Origin of the sequence: Rhizobium sp. BK379, assembly GCF_014193955.1 — a bacterium.
In the GTDB taxonomy this organism is placed as follows: domain Bacteria; phylum Pseudomonadota; class Alphaproteobacteria; order Rhizobiales; family Rhizobiaceae; genus Rhizobium.
The window spans coordinates 152,853-168,284 of record NZ_JACIAD010000008.1; the positions used below are offsets into that span (position 1 = coordinate 152,853).

The 15,432-nt window shown below is 61.3% G+C and carries 17 protein-coding genes; 10 read left to right on the forward strand and 7 right to left on the reverse strand.

The features are described from left to right. The first annotated feature begins 21 nt into the window (after positions 1 to 21). A complete protein-coding gene (locus tag FHT93_RS28880; protein ID WP_029868743.1) occupies positions 22 to 387 on the forward strand; it encodes a helix-turn-helix domain-containing protein in 366 nt (121 codons plus the stop codon). Positions 388 to 392: 5 nt separating this feature from the next. On the opposite strand, the gene FHT93_RS28885 is transcribed toward FHT93_RS28880, so the two are convergent. Further along, positions 393 to 1,109, reverse strand: a complete 717-nt coding sequence (locus tag FHT93_RS28885; protein ID WP_183850696.1) for an SDR family oxidoreductase — start codon at positions 1,107 to 1,109, stop codon at positions 393 to 395. A gap of 114 nt (positions 1,110 to 1,223) precedes the next feature. On the opposite strand from FHT93_RS28885, the gene FHT93_RS28890 reads away from it, so the two are divergent. Both FHT93_RS28890 and ggt read left to right on the forward strand, forming a co-directional pair. Continuing rightward, complete coding sequence (locus FHT93_RS28890) at positions 1,224 to 2,078, forward strand: helix-turn-helix transcriptional regulator (RefSeq protein ID WP_183850698.1); 855 nt, start codon at positions 1,224 to 1,226, stop codon at positions 2,076 to 2,078. Between the two features lie 62 nt (positions 2,079 to 2,140). Continuing rightward, complete coding sequence (gene ggt, locus FHT93_RS28895; RefSeq protein WP_112544079.1) at positions 2,141 to 3,883, forward strand: gamma-glutamyltransferase; 1,743 nt, start codon at positions 2,141 to 2,143, stop codon at positions 3,881 to 3,883. A gap of 9 nt (positions 3,884 to 3,892) precedes the next feature. Here ggt and FHT93_RS28900 read toward each other — a convergent pair whose 3' ends face one another. Continuing rightward, the gene (locus FHT93_RS28900) at positions 3,893 to 4,600 is read right to left on the reverse strand and encodes a hypothetical protein (RefSeq protein WP_112544081.1); all 708 of its coding nucleotides are present in this window, start codon (positions 4,598 to 4,600) and stop codon (positions 3,893 to 3,895) included. Between the two features lie 158 nt (positions 4,601 to 4,758). On the opposite strand from FHT93_RS28900, the gene FHT93_RS28905 reads away from it, so the two are divergent. The 3 genes from FHT93_RS28905 to FHT93_RS28915 all read left to right on the forward strand — a co-directional run bounded on the left by FHT93_RS28905 (position 4,759) and on the right by FHT93_RS28915 (position 8,025). After that, positions 4,759 to 5,820: a helix-turn-helix domain-containing protein gene (locus tag FHT93_RS28905; RefSeq protein WP_112544083.1), complete on the forward strand. Its 1,062-nt coding sequence runs from the start codon at positions 4,759 to 4,761 to the stop codon at positions 5,818 to 5,820. A gap of 69 nt (positions 5,821 to 5,889) precedes the next feature. Continuing rightward, entirely contained in the window at positions 5,890 to 6,864 is a 975-nt protein-coding gene (locus tag FHT93_RS28910; protein ID WP_113015529.1) for a threonine/serine dehydratase, read from the forward strand. A 132-nt stretch (positions 6,865 to 6,996) separates the two neighbouring features. Next, entirely contained in the window at positions 6,997 to 8,025 is a 1,029-nt protein-coding gene (locus FHT93_RS28915; protein ID WP_183850700.1) for a dienelactone hydrolase, read from the forward strand. A gap of 52 nt (positions 8,026 to 8,077) precedes the next feature. Here the strand turns inward: FHT93_RS28915 and FHT93_RS28920 are convergent, their stop codons facing one another. Then, positions 8,078 to 8,875: an SDR family oxidoreductase gene (locus tag FHT93_RS28920; RefSeq protein WP_113015527.1), complete on the reverse strand. Its 798-nt coding sequence runs from the start codon at positions 8,873 to 8,875 to the stop codon at positions 8,078 to 8,080. A gap of 129 nt (positions 8,876 to 9,004) precedes the next feature. On the opposite strand from FHT93_RS28920, the gene FHT93_RS28925 reads away from it, so the two are divergent. Next, positions 9,005 to 9,949 (forward strand): GlxA family transcriptional regulator, encoded by a 945-nt coding sequence (locus tag FHT93_RS28925; RefSeq protein WP_113015571.1) that lies wholly within the window; start codon positions 9,005 to 9,007, stop codon positions 9,947 to 9,949. Between the two features lie 34 nt (positions 9,950 to 9,983). On the opposite strand, the gene FHT93_RS28930 is transcribed toward FHT93_RS28925, so the two are convergent. Together FHT93_RS28930 and FHT93_RS28935 are read right to left on the reverse strand one after the other, a co-directional pair. Next, entirely contained in the window at positions 9,984 to 10,790 is an 807-nt protein-coding gene (locus FHT93_RS28930; protein ID WP_113015526.1) for a phytanoyl-CoA dioxygenase family protein, read from the reverse strand. A 224-nt stretch (positions 10,791 to 11,014) separates the two neighbouring features. Next, positions 11,015 to 11,947 carry a LysR substrate-binding domain-containing protein gene (locus tag FHT93_RS28935; protein WP_183850702.1) on the reverse strand — a complete coding sequence of 311 codons (933 nt, stop codon included), beginning with the start codon at positions 11,945 to 11,947 and terminating at the stop codon, positions 11,015 to 11,017. A gap of 106 nt (positions 11,948 to 12,053) precedes the next feature. Between FHT93_RS28935 and FHT93_RS28940 the strand changes: the two genes are divergently transcribed. From FHT93_RS28940 to FHT93_RS28950, 3 genes are read left to right on the forward strand one after another with little or no spacing between them, the layout of a single operon-like run. Continuing rightward, positions 12,054 to 12,473, forward strand: a complete 420-nt coding sequence (locus FHT93_RS28940) for a tautomerase family protein (RefSeq protein ID WP_112968806.1) — start codon at positions 12,054 to 12,056, stop codon at positions 12,471 to 12,473. Next, positions 12,470 to 12,874, forward strand: a complete 405-nt coding sequence (locus FHT93_RS28945; RefSeq protein ID WP_113015524.1) for a cupin domain-containing protein — start codon at positions 12,470 to 12,472, stop codon at positions 12,872 to 12,874. The genes FHT93_RS28940 and FHT93_RS28945 overlap by 4 nt, the downstream gene beginning before the upstream one ends. Next, complete coding sequence (locus tag FHT93_RS28950; RefSeq protein ID WP_113015523.1) at positions 12,871 to 13,422, forward strand: DUF4865 family protein; 552 nt, start codon at positions 12,871 to 12,873, stop codon at positions 13,420 to 13,422. The genes FHT93_RS28945 and FHT93_RS28950 overlap by 4 nt, the downstream gene beginning before the upstream one ends. A gap of 76 nt (positions 13,423 to 13,498) precedes the next feature. Here the strand turns inward: FHT93_RS28950 and pyk are convergent, their stop codons facing one another. After that, a complete protein-coding gene (gene pyk / locus FHT93_RS28955) occupies positions 13,499 to 14,938 on the reverse strand; it encodes a pyruvate kinase (RefSeq protein ID WP_112968803.1) in 1,440 nt (479 codons plus the stop codon). Further along, positions 14,938 to 15,369 (reverse strand): DUF1036 domain-containing protein, encoded by a 432-nt coding sequence (locus FHT93_RS28960; RefSeq protein WP_246715690.1) that lies wholly within the window; start codon positions 15,367 to 15,369, stop codon positions 14,938 to 14,940. Before FHT93_RS28960 ends, pyk begins: the two co-directional genes overlap by 1 nt. Positions 15,370 to 15,432: the final 63 nt, after the last annotated feature.

The window sequence follows — 15,432 nt, forward strand, 5'->3', positions numbered from 1 at the left end:
ACCTGAAAGTAAGGTACTGCGATGACACCCTATTCAGCCGCATCAGGCGTCGAAAATGTGCTGAAGATCCTGGAAGGACGCTGGAAGCTCATCATTCTCTTCCACCTCTTCGGCGGCAAGGTGCTCCGCTTCTCCGATCTGGAGCGCGCCATTCCCGCCATCTCCCAGAAGATGCTCATCCAGCAACTGCGCCAGATGGAAAACGATGGCATCGTGCTGCGCATCGTCCATCATCAGGTTCCGCCGAAGGTGGAGTATCGCCTGACCGATTGGGGCCAGGCCCTTTGTCCCGCTTTGGACGCCCTGTTGAAGTGGGCGGCGCTGAAGGACAAGGACCTGACCGGCATGGTTTTCGCACCGGAAGAAACAGCCGGCGGGACGGCCTGACGCGCTCAAGCCGCGAGGTGAATTCCACCGTCGCAGGTTAGAACATGACCGCTCATGAAACCGTTCGAAACCAGGAAGGCGACTGCCCTGGCGACATCGACTGGCTCGCCGATACGGCCAACCGGCGTGCGCCCGGCAAACTCGCGGAAGACGGCCTGACGCTGTTCTGCAGGCAGAAAATCCCACCACGGCGTATCGACCACGCCAGGCGAAACGCCATTCACGCGTAGTGGCTTCAACTCGCCGGCGAGCACCCGCACCATCGCCTCGATCCCGGCGTTGATGGCGGCAAGGCCTGCGGTTCCCGGCATCGCGGCCTGCGCACTGACGGCGGACACGAACGTGATGCTGCCGGCTGGCCGCAGGAAGGGCAAAGCCGTCTGTGCCGCCGCCGCATGCGGGATAAGCTTGGTCTGGAAGCCGGCCAGCAGGTCTGCCATGTCGAGCGTGGCAAAGGGACCAGCCCCATGGCCGCTGCCGAGCGCCAGCACGAGATGATCGAAGGATCCGAGGCGCTCGAAAGCCTGCTTCATCGCGGTGGTATTTCGGGCATCGATAGCGACCGTTCCGACCTCGCCGGAAAGATGGTCGGCCGCTGCCTTGAGCCTCGCCTCATCGCGGGCAGCGATGGTGACGTGAAACCCTTGTTCGAGAAGCAGTTCGGCAGAGGCAAGGCCGATGCCCGAAGAGCCACCGATAATGACGGCATGCTGCAATGACATGAGAATACTCCTTTGGATGATCGAACTTCCGGCTGTCGTTGCCGGCAGCGGTTTCATCTTGAAGTCTCCGAAAATCGCAAACAGGCCTGATTTTATCCTGGTATCGATACTGATATGATTGCTTCCATGGATCAGAAGCTGGACACGTTCGAAGCCCGCCGCCGCGAGTTCGCGGCCTTCCTGCGTTCCCGTCGTGAGCGTCTGCGCCCTGCCGATGTCGGCCTGCCTGACGGGTTCCGCCGTCGCACGCCGGGACTTAGGCGCGAAGAGCTCGCCATGATCGCCGGTGTCGGCACGACCTGGTATACCTGGCTGGAACAGGGACGCGACATCCGCCCCTCCCCGCAGGTTCTGAATGCACTGGCAGACGCGCTTCGTCTTGATGACGCCGAACGCCAGCACCTCTTCACGCTGAACAGCCGCCAATCGCCGCAGCAGTTTTCCTCAGCCCCGGAACTCGTCGACGAGCCGCTTCGCCGGATATTGGACAACCTGACCCATCAGCCCGCCTACGTGCTGGGTCGCCGCTGGGATGTGCTGGCCTGGAACCGCGCGGCAGACTTGTTGTTCGGCGGTTATGACCGGCTTGGCCCGGACGAACGCAACACCATGCACCGGCTTTTTGCCGATGATTTTCATCGCAGCTTGCTGGTCGACTGGGAGGCGGTTGCCCGCGTTTCGCTTGCCATGTTCCGTGCCGACAGCGCCCGTTATGCCGGCGATCCCGACTTCGAGCGGCTCATCACCCTGCTGAAGCAGCAAAGTCCGGAATTCCGCGCCTGGTGGCCGCGCCATGAGATCGTCGCCCCGCTCACCGGCATCAAACGTGTGAATCATCCGCTAAAGGGCCTGATGGCCTTCGAACATACAGGCCTTGCGCTGATGACCCAGCCGGACATGAAGCTGATCGTCTATACGCCTCTCGACGAGCACGACACAAACAGGAAACTCGCCGAGCTTCTCGCCTGATCATTGTCTGCTGCCGAAGTGACGCCATATCTTCCCCATCGCCGTCCTTCGAGGGGAAATTCATGGACCGCCGTCCCAGACAATCCATCAGCATTCTCGCCGCCATCTCGCTTTGCCTCGCGCCCCTGCCGGCTCTCGCGGCCTCCCCGGCACCTGTCGAAGCCGAGCACGGCATGGTCGTGACTGCCCAGCATCTGGCAACCGATGTCGGCGTCGACGTGCTGAAAAGCGGCGGCAACGCCGTCGATGCCGCAGTCGCCGTCGGTTATGCGCTGGCGGTCGTCTATCCGACAGCCGGCAATCTCGGCGGCGGTGGTTTCATGACGATCCGGATGAAGGATGGGAAAACGACTTTCCTTGATTTCCGCGAACGCGCACCGCTCGCCGCCACCAAGTCCATGTATCTCGATGCCAAGGGCGATATCGTGCCGCGCGCCAGTCTCGACGGCTATCTGGCCGTCGGAACCCCGGGTTCGGTCATGGGCTTCGAAACGGCTCGCGAGAAATATGGTACCAGGAAGCGTGAGGAGCTGATCGCCCCGGCCTTGAAATATGCGAAGGAGGGTTTCACCCTGGAACAGGGCGATGCAGCCTCTTTCGCGACTGGCGCAAAACGGCTCGCCAAGGATGACGAGGCAGCAAAAATCTTCCTGAAAGCCGGTGGCAGCCCCTATGTGTCCGGTGAGAAACTGGTGCAGCCCGATCTCGCCGCCGTCCTGCAATCGATCTCGGAGAAAGGCCCCGACGCCTTCTACAAGGGCGCACCGGCTGAGGCGATCGTCAAGGCCAGCCAGGCCAAGGGCGGCATCCTCGCCAAGGAGGATTTCGAGCAGTACAAGGTGCGGGAACTGAAGCCGATCGAATGCAATTATCGCGGCTATGACATCATTTCCTCGCCGCCACCCTCCTCCGGCGGCGTCATCATCTGCGAGATCTTGAACGTCCTCGAAGGCTATCCGCTCTCTTATCTCGGCTACGGATCGGCCGAGGCCGTGCACATCATGGTCGAGGCCATGCGCTATGCTTATGTAGACCGCAACGCCGCACTCGGCGACCCTGACTTCATCGACAATCCCGTCTCCAAACTGCTGGACAGAAGTTATGCCGCGTCAATTCGTGCCAAGATCGATCCGTATCGGGCAGGCACGTCCGCCAACCTGAAGCCGCTCGGCGGCAAGGAAAGCACCGAGACGACGCATTATTCAGTCATCGATGACGAGGGCAATGCGGTCGCGGTGACCTATACGCTGAACGGCTCCTTCGGCGCTGGCGTCGTCGCACCCGGCACCGGCGTGCTGCTCAACAACGAGATGGATGACTTTACTTCCAAGCCGGGCGTGCCGAACCTTTACGGCCTCGTCCAGGGTGAGGCCAATGCCATCGCCCCCAAGAAGACGCCGCTCTCCTCCATGAGCCCGACCATCGTCACCAAGGACGGCAAGCCCTTCATGGTGATCGGAAGCCCCGGCGGCTCCCGCATCATCACCATCACACTGGAAGCAATCATCAATGTCGTGGATTTCGGAATGGACATCAGCCAGGCGGTCAATGCTCCGCGCATTCATCACCAGTGGCAGCCGGACACGGTCTACCTGGAACCCTACGCCCTATCACCGGATACCGAAAAGGCGCTGGCCGCCATGGGCTACAAGTTCGATGGCGGCAATAATACGCCCGTCTGGGGTCAGGCGGCCGGTATTCTCGTTGGCGGCAAGAGCCTTGCGGCGATCGAGAAGGGCGGCGGCGCCCGTTACAACGGCGCTATGGACAGTCGCGCAACCGAAGGCTCCGCCAACGGTTATTGAGCAGGCGCCTCAGCGGATTCTCACCCGAACGAAATCGCCGTCGATCTCGACATGCGGTTTTACGCCCGGCACACTTGGCTGCCGGGCATCGACCCAGGAGGCCTGCGCCGCCACAGTGTAGTCGACCGGCACATTGTCTCCGAAGCCGAGATAGGCATCGAGCGCGCGAGCCCGGATCGACACGTTTTCGTCCGCTTCGACCTTGTCGAAGTCGAGGGAAGCCCTCACGGCATCCCCGCGGATATCAATGCCGCTGGCATGACCGTCGAGCGTGACGTCGGCCGCCTTTCCGGCGATGGCAAGCTCGGAAAAATGACCAATAAGCCTCGCGCTGAAGGCGCTCTGATCGATCCGGAGAGCGGCCCCGGCAGGCACATTGGCATTGATCTCGATCACACAGTCGGATGGATCCAGCCAGGACGATGCAGCGATATCGATATGCAGCACCGTACCATGAACCCGCATGTCGCTATTGTCGCGGCAATCGGCAAAGTACCAGCTCGAATACCAGGACGAGAACCAGCCCGTCCGTCGCCCGCTGAGCGATGCGCCATAGGGCTGGTCGCTTCGCGTGGTGATGTTGATCGAGCTGGCGTCACCACTGATGGCGACCGCACGCACGCCGGAAAGATCGGGAATTGCTGTGGTCGATACCTTGTCGGGCAGAGCGGAAGCGGTAGCTGCCAGAAGCACCGGCATCACAAGAAGAATGGTCATCGAAATCCGTCCATGAATGAAGCCCTCCCGTCGAGGACAGTTTCAGGATGTTTTCTCAGGCTCTATTTCGAGACCTCGATCGCGATCCGGGTCGACCGCGAACGCAATCGGGTTCACTCTGAGACCATTCTTCCATTGTTGCAGTCCGGATATCGCCGATGATCTTCGTTCCCCTGCCCTTCGTCGTGGCTCTGCTGCTTGCCATCGTGTTTGTCCGCATGCTGCGGCAGGGAGACGGATCACTCGCCGAAAGGCGGCCTTTCCTGCTGCTGATCGGCTTCTACACCCTGCAGTCCATAGTGATCGGTATCCGCTGGGGTTACGACGTCATCGAGATCATGCCGATCCAATCGTTGATCGCGACAACGATTGCGGCGCTTGCCTGGGTCTGCTTCAAGGGGCTGACCGAGGAAGAGCAGCCCATTCTTTCCCGTTTCTGGCCGCACCTTCTGCCGACTGCGACAATCGCCATCTTCATAGCTCTCTACCCGGAACCGATCAGCCTCGCCATTATTCTGATCTTCTTCGGCTATGGCGCCGCACTGCTCTGGCTTGCCCGGCATGGCCCGGATGCGCTCGTCGCCTCCAGGCTCGATGGTGCAGTGTTTTCTTATCGCTCGCTGCAGATCACCGGCTTCGCCCTCATCGCCTCTGCTCTCACCGATGTCATCATCAGCTTCGATTTCACCAGGACAGGCGGCATCCATGCAGGCGCCATCGTCGCACTCGGCAACGTCATCGCGCTCCTGATCCTCGGCACGGCCGCTTCCGTGGCAAGCAGCGGCAGCGCGGTCGAAGCGATATCAGTGGAGCCACCTCCACCACCACCGGCAACAGAGGAAGACGAAGCGGTCGCTGCGGCACTCGACACATTGATGCGCGCGCGCCAGCTCTACCGCGATCCCGAACTCAACCTGACCCGCATCGCTCGCAAAATGAACCTGCCAGCCCGGCGCGTCTCCACGGCCGTCAACCGCATCCACGGCATGAGCGTCTCGCAATATGTGAACGACTTCCGCATCCGCGCCGCCTGCGAGCAGCTGGTCGGCACCGATCATCCGATAACGCAGGTGATGTTCGACTCCGGCTTCATCAGCAAGTCCAATTTCAATCGCGAATTCGCGCGCATGAACGGCGAAAACCCGACACAATTCAGAAAGCGGCGCGTCCCGCGGGAATCGGGTGGCACGGCGTCCAATGTCATATTCATGTCACCGTGACAAAGTCGCCGTTCACAAGCAAAGATGCGCGCTCTATGCATGAGCGGCATTAAAGCAGAAGAGATTCCCATGGCCTCCATTGAAATGATCGTTGCCGCCAGGGCCCGCCTGCGCGGACATGCGCGGCGCACGCCGCTTCTCTCCTCCCCCTTCCTGGATGAAATCGCCGGCCGACGGCTATTCGTGAAGGCCGAATGCCTGCAGCATTCCGGCTCCTTCAAGTTCCGTGGCGGCTGGTCTGCCGTCTCGGGCATCGATCCGGAACTGCGCAAGAAGGGCGTCATCGCCTTCTCCTCCGGCAACCATGCCCAGGGTGTGGCACTTGCCGCCCGCATGCACGGCATCCCCAGCGTCATCATCATGCCGAGTGACGCGCCCAGGCTGAAGATCGCCAACACCCGCGCCTTCGGTGCCGAAGTGGTGCTCTACGATCGCGCCAATGAAGATCGCGACGAGATCGGCGCGAAGCTATCATCCGAGCGAGGCCTGACGCTCATCAAGCCCTTCGACGAGCCGCTGGTTATTGCAGGCCAGGGTACGACCGGGCTGGAGATCGCCGAGCAGACGGAAGAGGAAGGCGTCAAGAACGCCGAAGTCCTCGTTCCCTGTGGTGGTGGCGGTCTGAGTTCGGGCATCGCCCTCGCGTTGGAAGCAAGTGCGCCGGGCTTCCGTGTCCGTCCCTGCGAACCGGAAAATTTCGACGACACCACCCGCTCGCTTGCATCAGGCAAGATCGAGCGCAACGCTGCAATGACCGGCTCGATCTGCGATGCGATCATCACGCCGCAGCCCGGCAACATCACCTTCCCGATCCTGAAGCGTCTGGCCGGACAGGGTATCGTCGTGACGGATGACGAGGCTTTACGCGCTGTCGCCCTCGCCTTCAACCGTCTCAAGATCGTCGTTGAGCCGGGCGGGGCTGTTGCACTGGCTGCAGCCCTCTTTCACGGCGACCAGCTGGACAGCGATACGGCTGTCGTCGTCACCTCGGGCGGCAATATCGACGCCGATGTGTTCACCACTGCACTGGAGCGCTTCGGCTAACGCTCGACAACGCTCTCGAAGACCCTGATCGCGATCGGTGACGACCTCGATCATGATCGGGGTCTCCTCGGCACCAAAAAGCAGCAAAACCTCCCCGTGCCGCCATGTGGCGTTCATCGTTCCGAGGTTTTCATGATACATCTTCTCATCCTGCTGCTAGCGGCATGGCTTCTTGCCGCCGATATGCCGGCACATGAAGCCAATGCCGTCGGCCTCTCCTTTCTATCGGTCCCCGTTGCCGAGCGGCACGGCATCATGGACATCACGCTTTGGTATCCGGCCACAAAAGGCGGTACTCCCGTTCTGGTCGGCGACAGCCCGCTTTTCAAAGGCGAGATCGCCCGGCAGGACGCACCTAAAGCTGCCGGCAGTCATCCCTTGATCCTGCTTTCTCATGGCGGCCTGAAATCCGGTCCATTCATTGGCGCCTGGATGGCATCGCGCCTCGCTTCGAAGGGCTTCGTGGTGGCAATGATGCGACAGCCGGATCCGCATACGATGACGAGCCAGGAGAGCATCCGCGAGATATGGCTGCGGCCTGCCGATCTCTCCGCTGCCCTGACGGCAATCGAAAGGGACGACACGCTGTCCGGCGGGATAGACCGCAACCGCATCGGCGTTCTGGGCTTTCTGGTCGGCGGAACATCCGCGCTTTCGATTGCAGGCGGCAACCTCGACCCGGAAAGCTTTGCGCGCTCCTGCGACCCCGGTGGCACCGGTATCGACTGTGTCGAGTTCGCCACCGCCGGCATCGATCTCCATTCCGTCGACAGGCAGAAACTCACCCGCTCTCATCTCGACCCACGGGTGAAGGCAGCCGTTGTTATCGATCCTGAATTCGGCGCCAGTTTCACACCCGAAAGCCTCGCGCAGATATCGATCCCGGTGCGGCTCATCAATCTCGGCACACCGAAAACCGTCTGGCCGGGGCTGCGCGCATCGGATCTGAAAAGCGCAATATCCGGTGCACGCTACGATCTGATTGTGAACGCTTTGCAATACAGCGCCTTCAGCGAGTGCAAGCCGGCAGGCGCCTCTATTCTTCGCGAGGAAGGTGAAGAACCTCTCTGCCAGGATCCCGAAGGAACAAACCGCGCGGCTATCCACGACAGTCTCGCGGAGATGGTGGCGGCAGCCTTCCGCAGCGATCTCCCGCAATAGAAAAAATGTCCGCAGCACCTGCTGCGGACATTGGCGTTCTCTATTCTTGCTCTCAGGCAACCTTGTAGCGCGGAGCCGGCACCGAACGCGACAGGTTCGGCATCAGCGCCTGACGGGCCTGCTCATAAGCAGCGAGCAGGCCGGCATCTTCAAGCGCCGGGATCGTTGCAAATTCACCCTCGGCAAGACCTGCCAGCGACGCGTCGACCATGTTTTCGGCGGACATGACGATTTCGCCTGGCAGATGCTCGACCGGCGTGCCGGCAATGCCCCAGAATTCGGTGGCCGTGGCGCCCGGCAGCACGGCCTGAACGCGGATATTCTTGTCGGCAAGCTCATGCTTCAGCGACTGGCTGAAGGCGAGTACAAAGGCTTTCGTGCCGCCGTAGACACCATTCAGGATTTCAGGCGCGATCGCGACGATCGAGGCAATATTGATGATGGTGCCCCCACCGCGAGCAACGAGGCCGGGCACAGCCGCATAAGTCAGCCGCATCACCGCGCTCACGTTGATATCGACCATTTCCTGCATCTTGTCGACGTCGGAGCCCAGCAGCGGTGCGGTGCCGCCGAAGCCGGCATTGTTAACGAGCATGGTGATGCTCTGGTCTTCCTTCAGTACCTTCTCGACTTTTGCGAGATCTTCCTTCTTGCCGAGATCGGCAGACAGCGTCTCGACCGTGCGGCCCGTTTCATCGGCCAGCCGATTTGCCAGCGTCTTCAGCCGCTCGCCATTGCGGGCGACGAGGATGAGATTGTAGCCCTGCCTTGCCAGACGATGTGCGTAGATTGCGCCGATGCCCGAGGATGCGCCGGTGACCAGTGCGGTACCCTTGTCTTCATGTGCCATGATCGTTTCTCCATTTTGTACGCCGGCCCGATGCCTTGCGCTTGAGGAGAGTTTTACGCCCGATTGTCTGCGTCCTAAATGTCATATATACCACTTTTTAGGACATCCACTTTTCAGGACATGATGACCATGCAGCAAATCGGTTTCCTGCTCTTTCCCGGCTTTCAGATCATGAGCCTCGCTGCCGCCTCGGCCTTCGAATTCACCAATCTCGAGATCGGCGAAAAGGTCTACGACATCCGTTATCTCTCGGAGACCGGCGGCCCCATCGCCAATTCTCTCGGCATGATCGTCGAGACAGAGGCTTTCGGCGATCCCGCTTTCGACACGCTGATCGTTACGGGTGCACCCGACATCAAGCTTCCCAACGAGGCGGAAGCAAAATTCATTCGCGCCGCGCTTGCCGCCACCCGTCGCCTCGCATCGATCTGCACCGGTGCTTTCCTGCTCGCCGATGCCGGCATTCTCGACGGCCGCCGCGCCACGACCCATTGGTACCTCGCCCGTGACCTGCAAAGCCGCTACCCGGCAATCCGAATGGAAGAAGACCGCATCTACATCATCGACGGCTCCGTCTGGACCTCTGCCGGCATGACCGCCGGCGTCGACCTGGCGCTCGCCATGGTCGAGAAGGATCACGGGCTGGAGATCGCCCGCGCCGTTGCCCGCAAGCTCGTCGTCTATCACCGTCGCGCCGGCGGCCAGTCGCAATTTTCAGCCCTTCTGGAACTGGAGCCGAAATCCGACCGCATCCAGAAGGCGCTTGCCCATGCGCGCAGCAATCTGAAAGCGACGCTCTCCGTCGAAGAACTGGCCGAAGCCGCACATCTCAGCCCCCGCCAGTTCAGCCGCGCCTTCCGCGCCGAAACGGGTCAGTCGCCGGCCAAGGCTGTCGAGAACCTGCGGCTGGAAGCGGCCCGCCTGATGATGGAACAGGGCCGCCATCCGATAGATACCGTCGCCCGCGAAACCGGCTTTGCCGATCGTGAACGCATGCGCCGCGCTTTCCTGCGCGCCTTCGGTCAACCGCCGCAAGCAATCCGCAGGGCCGCGCAGCAGGAACTGCAAGCGTGATGCACCCGGCAGGGCCGGATGCATCGTCTCTGGCTTATCCCTCCTGAAGCGCTTGGCGGATGGCGATTTCGACAGGCGAATAGTCGCCATCATCACGCACAAGCCTTAGCGGCTCGGAAGGTGCGAGGCCCGGCTGCGCCATGAAGCGCGGTTCCTCGCCGCGGTGCATCTGTGCTGCATGGATGAGGAACGGATGGCACAGATAGACCGTACCCGCTTGCCCCGTCGCCAGAGCAAGCGGCCTGTCCTCCCCCACATGCTCCAGCCACAGATGCGCCATGCCGGCCTCACCAGCCGGCTCCAGTAGCCTTGCGATATCCTTGTGCGACCCGACCCGGATACGCGTCGGCGCGTCTTCCTCGCCGACATCCGAGAACAGGAAGAGCATCAGGAGCGCCCGTCCGCGTGAGTTGATATTCACCCGCCAGGCGGAAAAATCCCGCTGCTCGTCGGGATTTCCGTCCTCTCCCGAAAAGCTCAGGTCCACATGCCAGCCGGCATCGCCGGGATCGTCCGGATGTGGAAAGCGGACCGGGAAGCTGCCAAGACCGCTCCGCGGCTCCCAGCGCCCCTTGCCGACGAGCTGATCGAAAGCAGAATGCAGCACGGGCATGTTGACCGCCGTCTCGAACGGCCCGCCGCCATAGCCGGCAAGCCGGACGACCGGCCGCACCCAGGTTTTCGGATCATGGGGATCGAAGGGAATATCCCGCCACATGATGGCACGGGCTTCTTCGGCTACGTCGCGGGGAAAAGCAGCATCGATCCGTACGAAGCCGTCCTCGATGAATTGCTCGATCTGCGCCGCGCTGAGCGCTGGCGGGTAATCGGTGGATGTCATGAAAAATCTCTCTATCGCCAGACCCTGCCGGCACCATTCATTCGCCTGATGCAGGGTGGTTACAGTCCACGGCAACGCTCCAGCCAACCGGCTGGTGAAGCGGCCGCATCTCCTTTGCCAATGGCAGAGCCTTAGAGGCTCAAGAAGAAGACCGTAGCGATGTTGAGAGTGATCATTTTCATAGCGAAGAAAAGCTAGCGGCTTCCGCGGGGAGGGTCAACACCTCACCCGGCTCGCCTCAATCCCTTTTCCTGATCGGAGGGTGTAGAAACATCCCGTACTGCGTCATGCACCGATTGCAGCACCAACTCCGCCAGTCGCGCCGTTGCAGCATCCGGCTCCGCCTCTGCGCGATGCAAAACCAGCCCGAGTTTCGGCAACTCCGGCAGGCCCGCTTCACCGGGCGCCAGCATCCGCACCTTGGCGGGCAGCCCGATGGGCGTGCGCACCGTAATGCCCAAACCCGCGGCAGTCGCTGCCCAGAGGCCACCAAGGCTCGGACTGATAAAGGACAGGCGCCAGGAAATGCTGGCCTCGTCCAGCACCTTCGTCGCGGCGTTCCTAAGCAGGCACGGAGCTTCGAGCGAGGCGAGCGGCATCGGCTCGCCGCTTCCAGTCGCCCATGCCGGCAGGCCATTCGCCGGGCCGATCCAGCGCATAGGTACGTCGGCAATATGCTCGCAATGCGCGGTAAAGGTGCCGGTGCTCCAGGCGAGTGCAAGATCGAGCTTACCCGTCGTCACCCGTTCGAGAAGCTCGGCATTGCGCACCACGCGGGCCTCGATCCGCACCTTCGGGTGCGCCCGGGCGAAGCGTCCGAGCACTTCAGGCAGCAAGTTCTCGCCGAAGTCTTCCTGCAGGCCGAGCCGCACCCAGCCTTCCAGCTCGACACTCTGCACCGCGGCGACTGCCTCGTCGTTCAGATCGAGCAATCGCCTGGCATAGGCAAGCATCGTCTCTCCGGCTTCTGTCAGCGCCAATCCACGCCCGGATCTGCGGAAAATCGGTGTAGCGGCTTGCTCCTCCAGCTTCTTGAGTTGCGCACTAACCGCCGAGGTCGAGCGCCCCAGCCGGTCCGCCGCCCTGGCGAAATTGCCGAGATCCATGCCGGTCGCGAAGGTCCTCAGCACGTCCAGGTCGAATGTTATCCGCCGCATCACACAATCCCGATTTTCAGGATGATCAATTCATAAAATTCTGATTTTTCGCACCATGGTGTCGTGGCATGCTTCTCCTGTCAAGACAAAGAACAAGGAGGCATCAATGCCATTCGCTCGTATCTCTCTTCTGAAGGGCAAATCGCCGGACTACCTGCGCGCCCTTTCGGACAGCATCCATCAGGCCATGGTCGAGACCTTCAATGTGCCGCCGGCCGATCGCTTCCAGATCATCCACCAGCATGAACCGGGTGAACTGATCTTCGATCGCAATTACCTTGCCGGTCCGCGCTCCGATGATTTCGTGCTGATTTCGATCACGACCGGCAAGCCGCGCACGACGGAAATGCGCAAGGCTCTCTTCCGCCGAACCGTTGAACTATTGCATCACTCCCCCGGCTTGCGCCCGGAAGATGTCATGATCGTCATCTCCACCAGCGAACCGGACGAATGGTCCTTCGGCGACGGCCTGGCGCAGATGGCCGAGCCCGGATGGGAAGCGCGTGCCAGGGGAGTCCCGGCATGAGCACGGGCAACCCGAAGACGATGACGGTCCGCCGTCCCGGCGGTGCCGTCCGTTCTCCCGAAGGCATTGCCAATAGGTCCTTCTGGGTTGAAATGCTGCTCGAAAGCGAGATCGACGGAGAGAATACCGCCATGCGCGCAACGCTTGATCCCGGCACGGTCACCCACTGGCATACGCATCCCCGCGGCCAGCTTCTTTACGTCCTCTCGGGTGTCGGTCTCGTGCAGCGGAAGGGCGAACCTGCCGAGGAGGTCAGAACCGGTGACGCAATATGGTTCGCCGCCGATGAGCTTCATTGGCATGGCGCGTCAGCCGACAGTCCCTTCAGCTATCTCAGCATCCAGGGATTTGAGAACGGACGTTTCGTCGACTGGCACGACAATGGGGAACCGCAACCATGATAGCCATGCAATATTCCTTCACCCTCCCAGCAGATTACGACATGGAGATCATCGATCGCCGCATACGCGACAAAGGCCCGGCGATGAATGGCTTCCCACAGCTCGGTTTCAAGGCCTTTCTCAGTGCTCGTCAGGGGGAATACGGCAGTCGGGAAAACCTGTACGCACCTTTTTATCTCTGGGATCAGCCGGAAGGCGCCAGCAGCTTCATCTGCGGGCCGGGCTTTGCCGCACTGAGCGACGCCTTCGGCCGGCCGCGGATTCGCCATTGGATCGTCTGGCATGCTCATGTCTCACCCGACCTTGCCGCCGCCCGCTTTGCTGACAGCGAACATCTCGCGATCGAACCGCATGCTTCTCTATCCGACCTGCGACAGCAGGAGGTTGACCTGGCAAAACAAGCCACCCGCGACAGCCACGCGCTTGCCTGTATCGTCGCCTTCGATCCGTATGATTGGGCGACGGTGCGTTTCGGGCTCCACGCAGAAGCTCCGCCTGCCTCGAACACCAACCAGATCTATCGCGTCGGCCACCTCGCCCGGGGCTGAGGCAGCACAGGCAAATTCGCAAAACAAAAAAGCGCCCCTCTTTCGAGGAGCGCTTTTTTTTCAGACTTGAAAGCGATCAGATGCCGCTCTGGCCGTCGGAACCGATATAGGCGATGCGCAACATGTTGGTCGCGCCCGGTGTGCCGAGCGGTACGCCGGCAGAGATGATGATGCGATCGCCCGGCTTGCCGAAGCCTTCCGAAGCGACGATACGGCAGGCGCGGTTGACCATGTCATCGAGGTCGGTCGCGTCATGCGTCACGACGCAGTGCATGCCCCAAACAACGGAGAGGCGACGGGCCGTCTTGATGATCGGCGACAGCGCAATGATCGGAACCTGCGGGCGCTCGCGCGAAGCGCGCAGACCCGTCGTACCGGACGAGGTGTAACAGACGATAGCCGACAGCTTCAGCGTCTCGGCAATCTGACGGGCGGCAAGCGAGATGGCATCCGCACCGGTTGCTTCTGGCTGGGCGCGCTGCGCATAGATGATGCCCGAATAGTGCGGATCCTTCTCGACCGTGCTCGCAATCGAGGCCATCATCGAGACGGCTTCAACCGGATAAGCACCGGAAGCCGATTCGGCCGAAAGCATGATCGCATCGGCGCCTTCGAAGACGGCGATGGAAACGTCGGAGACTTCGGCACGGGTCGGAACCGGCGAAGAAATCATCGATTCCAGCATCTGCGTGGCAACAACCACCGGCTTGCCGGAACGGCGGCAGGCGCGGATGAGCTGCTTCTGGATGCCGGGGACGGCTTCGAGCGGCATTTCGACGCCAAGGTCGCCGCGGGCGACCATCAGGGCGTCGGAAAGCTCGATGATTTCCTCGATACGCTCCAGAGCCTGCGGCTTTTCGATCTTCGACATGATGCCGACGCGACCGCGGGCGATCTTGCGGACCTCGGCGAGGTCGTCGGGGCGCTGAACGAAGGAGAGCGCCACCCAGTCGACATCGTCGGTTGCCAGAACAGCATCGAGATCGACACGGTCCTTGTCGGTCAGCGCGCCGACGCCGAGCAGTGTGTCCGGCAGGCTGACGCCTTTGCGGTCGGAAATGCTGGTACCAGCGATAACCGTGGTGACGATGCTCTTGCCGTCGCACTTTTCAGCGCGCAGTGCCAGCTTGCCATCATCAATCAGCAGGCGATGGCCCGGCTGCACGGCTTCGAGAATTTCGGGATGCGGCAGGAAAACGCGGGTGTTGTCACCGGGAGTGTCGTTGTTATCGAGCGTAAAGGTCTGGCCAGGCTTCAGCTCCACTTTCACATCGGCAAACTTGCCGACGCGCAGCTTCGGGCCCTGGAGGTCAGCCAGAATGCCGATCGGCCGGCCCGAACGGGCCTCGACGGCGCGGATACGCTGCACGAGTGTGCGCATCACATCATGGCTTGCATGGCTCATGTTGATGCGGAAAATATCCGCACCGGCCTGGTGCAGCTTCTCGATCATCGATTCCTCGGAAGAGGCGGGTCCGAGGGTGGCGAGGATTTTAACTTTGCGGTTACGCTTCATCAATTCTGGCTTTCTTGCGTCCCTGGGGTGTCGGAGAGTTGAACCATCCAGCTTCCCTGGCGGCCCGTATCGTATTCCTTGAATCCCATTTTCTGATAACCCCGAGCATAGCAGTCCTGCACGCCCGCGATCTTGAATTCGTTTTCCGCTACGCACATCTGCACATCACCCGTCCATCGGCCTCCCCGGGCGGCATCTTCTGCGTAGAGGTAATAATAACGCGACTGTAATTCTCCCTCGATCAGCGTGGCGCAGGTCGTTGCTGGCACCTGCCACCAACCTTCTGTGACCCAACCTTCCTTCGCCCGGTATCCGATCGCAACGCCAACCAGATTTTGCGTGCCGTTGCATACACGGAAATCCGCGCGCGCGGCATCTGCAATGAAGAACGGCGAGACGGCTGCAAGAGCGAACAATGCGAGACGAACCATCGGTCCGGACCGCGTGAGGAAACTTGGCGCAGCTTGGATCAACACGGCTCCCAAATAGCTCCA

Bases quoted from the DNA above. Each gene is read 5' to 3' on its own strand.
- FHT93_RS28880 (WP_029868743.1), top strand. From the start codon at position 22: ATGACACCCTATTCAGCCGCATCAGGCGTCGAAAATGTGCTGAAGATC.
- FHT93_RS28905 (WP_112544083.1), top strand. From the start codon at position 4,759: ATGATCTTCGTTCCCCTGCCCTTCGTCGTGGCTCTGCTGCTTGCCATC.
- FHT93_RS28935 (WP_183850702.1), bottom strand. From the start codon at position 11,947: ATGCGGCGGATAACATTCGACCTGGACGTGCTGAGGACCTTCGCGACC.
- FHT93_RS28925 (WP_113015571.1), top strand. From the start codon at position 9,005: ATGCAGCAAATCGGTTTCCTGCTCTTTCCCGGCTTTCAGATCATGAGC.
- FHT93_RS28930 (WP_113015526.1), bottom strand. From the start codon at position 10,790: ATGACATCCACCGATTACCCGCCAGCGCTCAGCGCGGCGCAGATCGAG.
- FHT93_RS28960 (WP_246715690.1), bottom strand. From the start codon at position 15,369: ATGGTTCGTCTCGCATTGTTCGCTCTTGCAGCCGTCTCGCCGTTCTTC.
- FHT93_RS28920 (WP_113015527.1), bottom strand. From the start codon at position 8,875: ATGGCACATGAAGACAAGGGTACCGCACTGGTCACCGGCGCATCCTCG.
- FHT93_RS28915 (WP_183850700.1), top strand. From the start codon at position 6,997: ATGATACATCTTCTCATCCTGCTGCTAGCGGCATGGCTTCTTGCCGCC.
- ggt (WP_112544079.1), top strand. From the start codon at position 2,141: ATGGACCGCCGTCCCAGACAATCCATCAGCATTCTCGCCGCCATCTCG.
- FHT93_RS28950 (WP_113015523.1), top strand. From the start codon at position 12,871: ATGATAGCCATGCAATATTCCTTCACCCTCCCAGCAGATTACGACATG.
- FHT93_RS28885 (WP_183850696.1), bottom strand. From the start codon at position 1,109: ATGTCATTGCAGCATGCCGTCATTATCGGTGGCTCTTCGGGCATCGGC.
- FHT93_RS28910 (WP_113015529.1), top strand. From the start codon at position 5,890: ATGGCCTCCATTGAAATGATCGTTGCCGCCAGGGCCCGCCTGCGCGGA.
- FHT93_RS28940 (WP_112968806.1), top strand. From the start codon at position 12,054: ATGCCATTCGCTCGTATCTCTCTTCTGAAGGGCAAATCGCCGGACTAC.
- FHT93_RS28900 (WP_112544081.1), bottom strand. From the start codon at position 4,600: ATGACCATTCTTCTTGTGATGCCGGTGCTTCTGGCAGCTACCGCTTCC.
- FHT93_RS28945 (WP_113015524.1), top strand. From the start codon at position 12,470: ATGAGCACGGGCAACCCGAAGACGATGACGGTCCGCCGTCCCGGCGGT.
- FHT93_RS28890 (WP_183850698.1), top strand. From the start codon at position 1,224: ATGATTGCTTCCATGGATCAGAAGCTGGACACGTTCGAAGCCCGCCGC.
- pyk (WP_112968803.1), bottom strand. From the start codon at position 14,938: ATGAAGCGTAACCGCAAAGTTAAAATCCTCGCCACCCTCGGACCCGCC.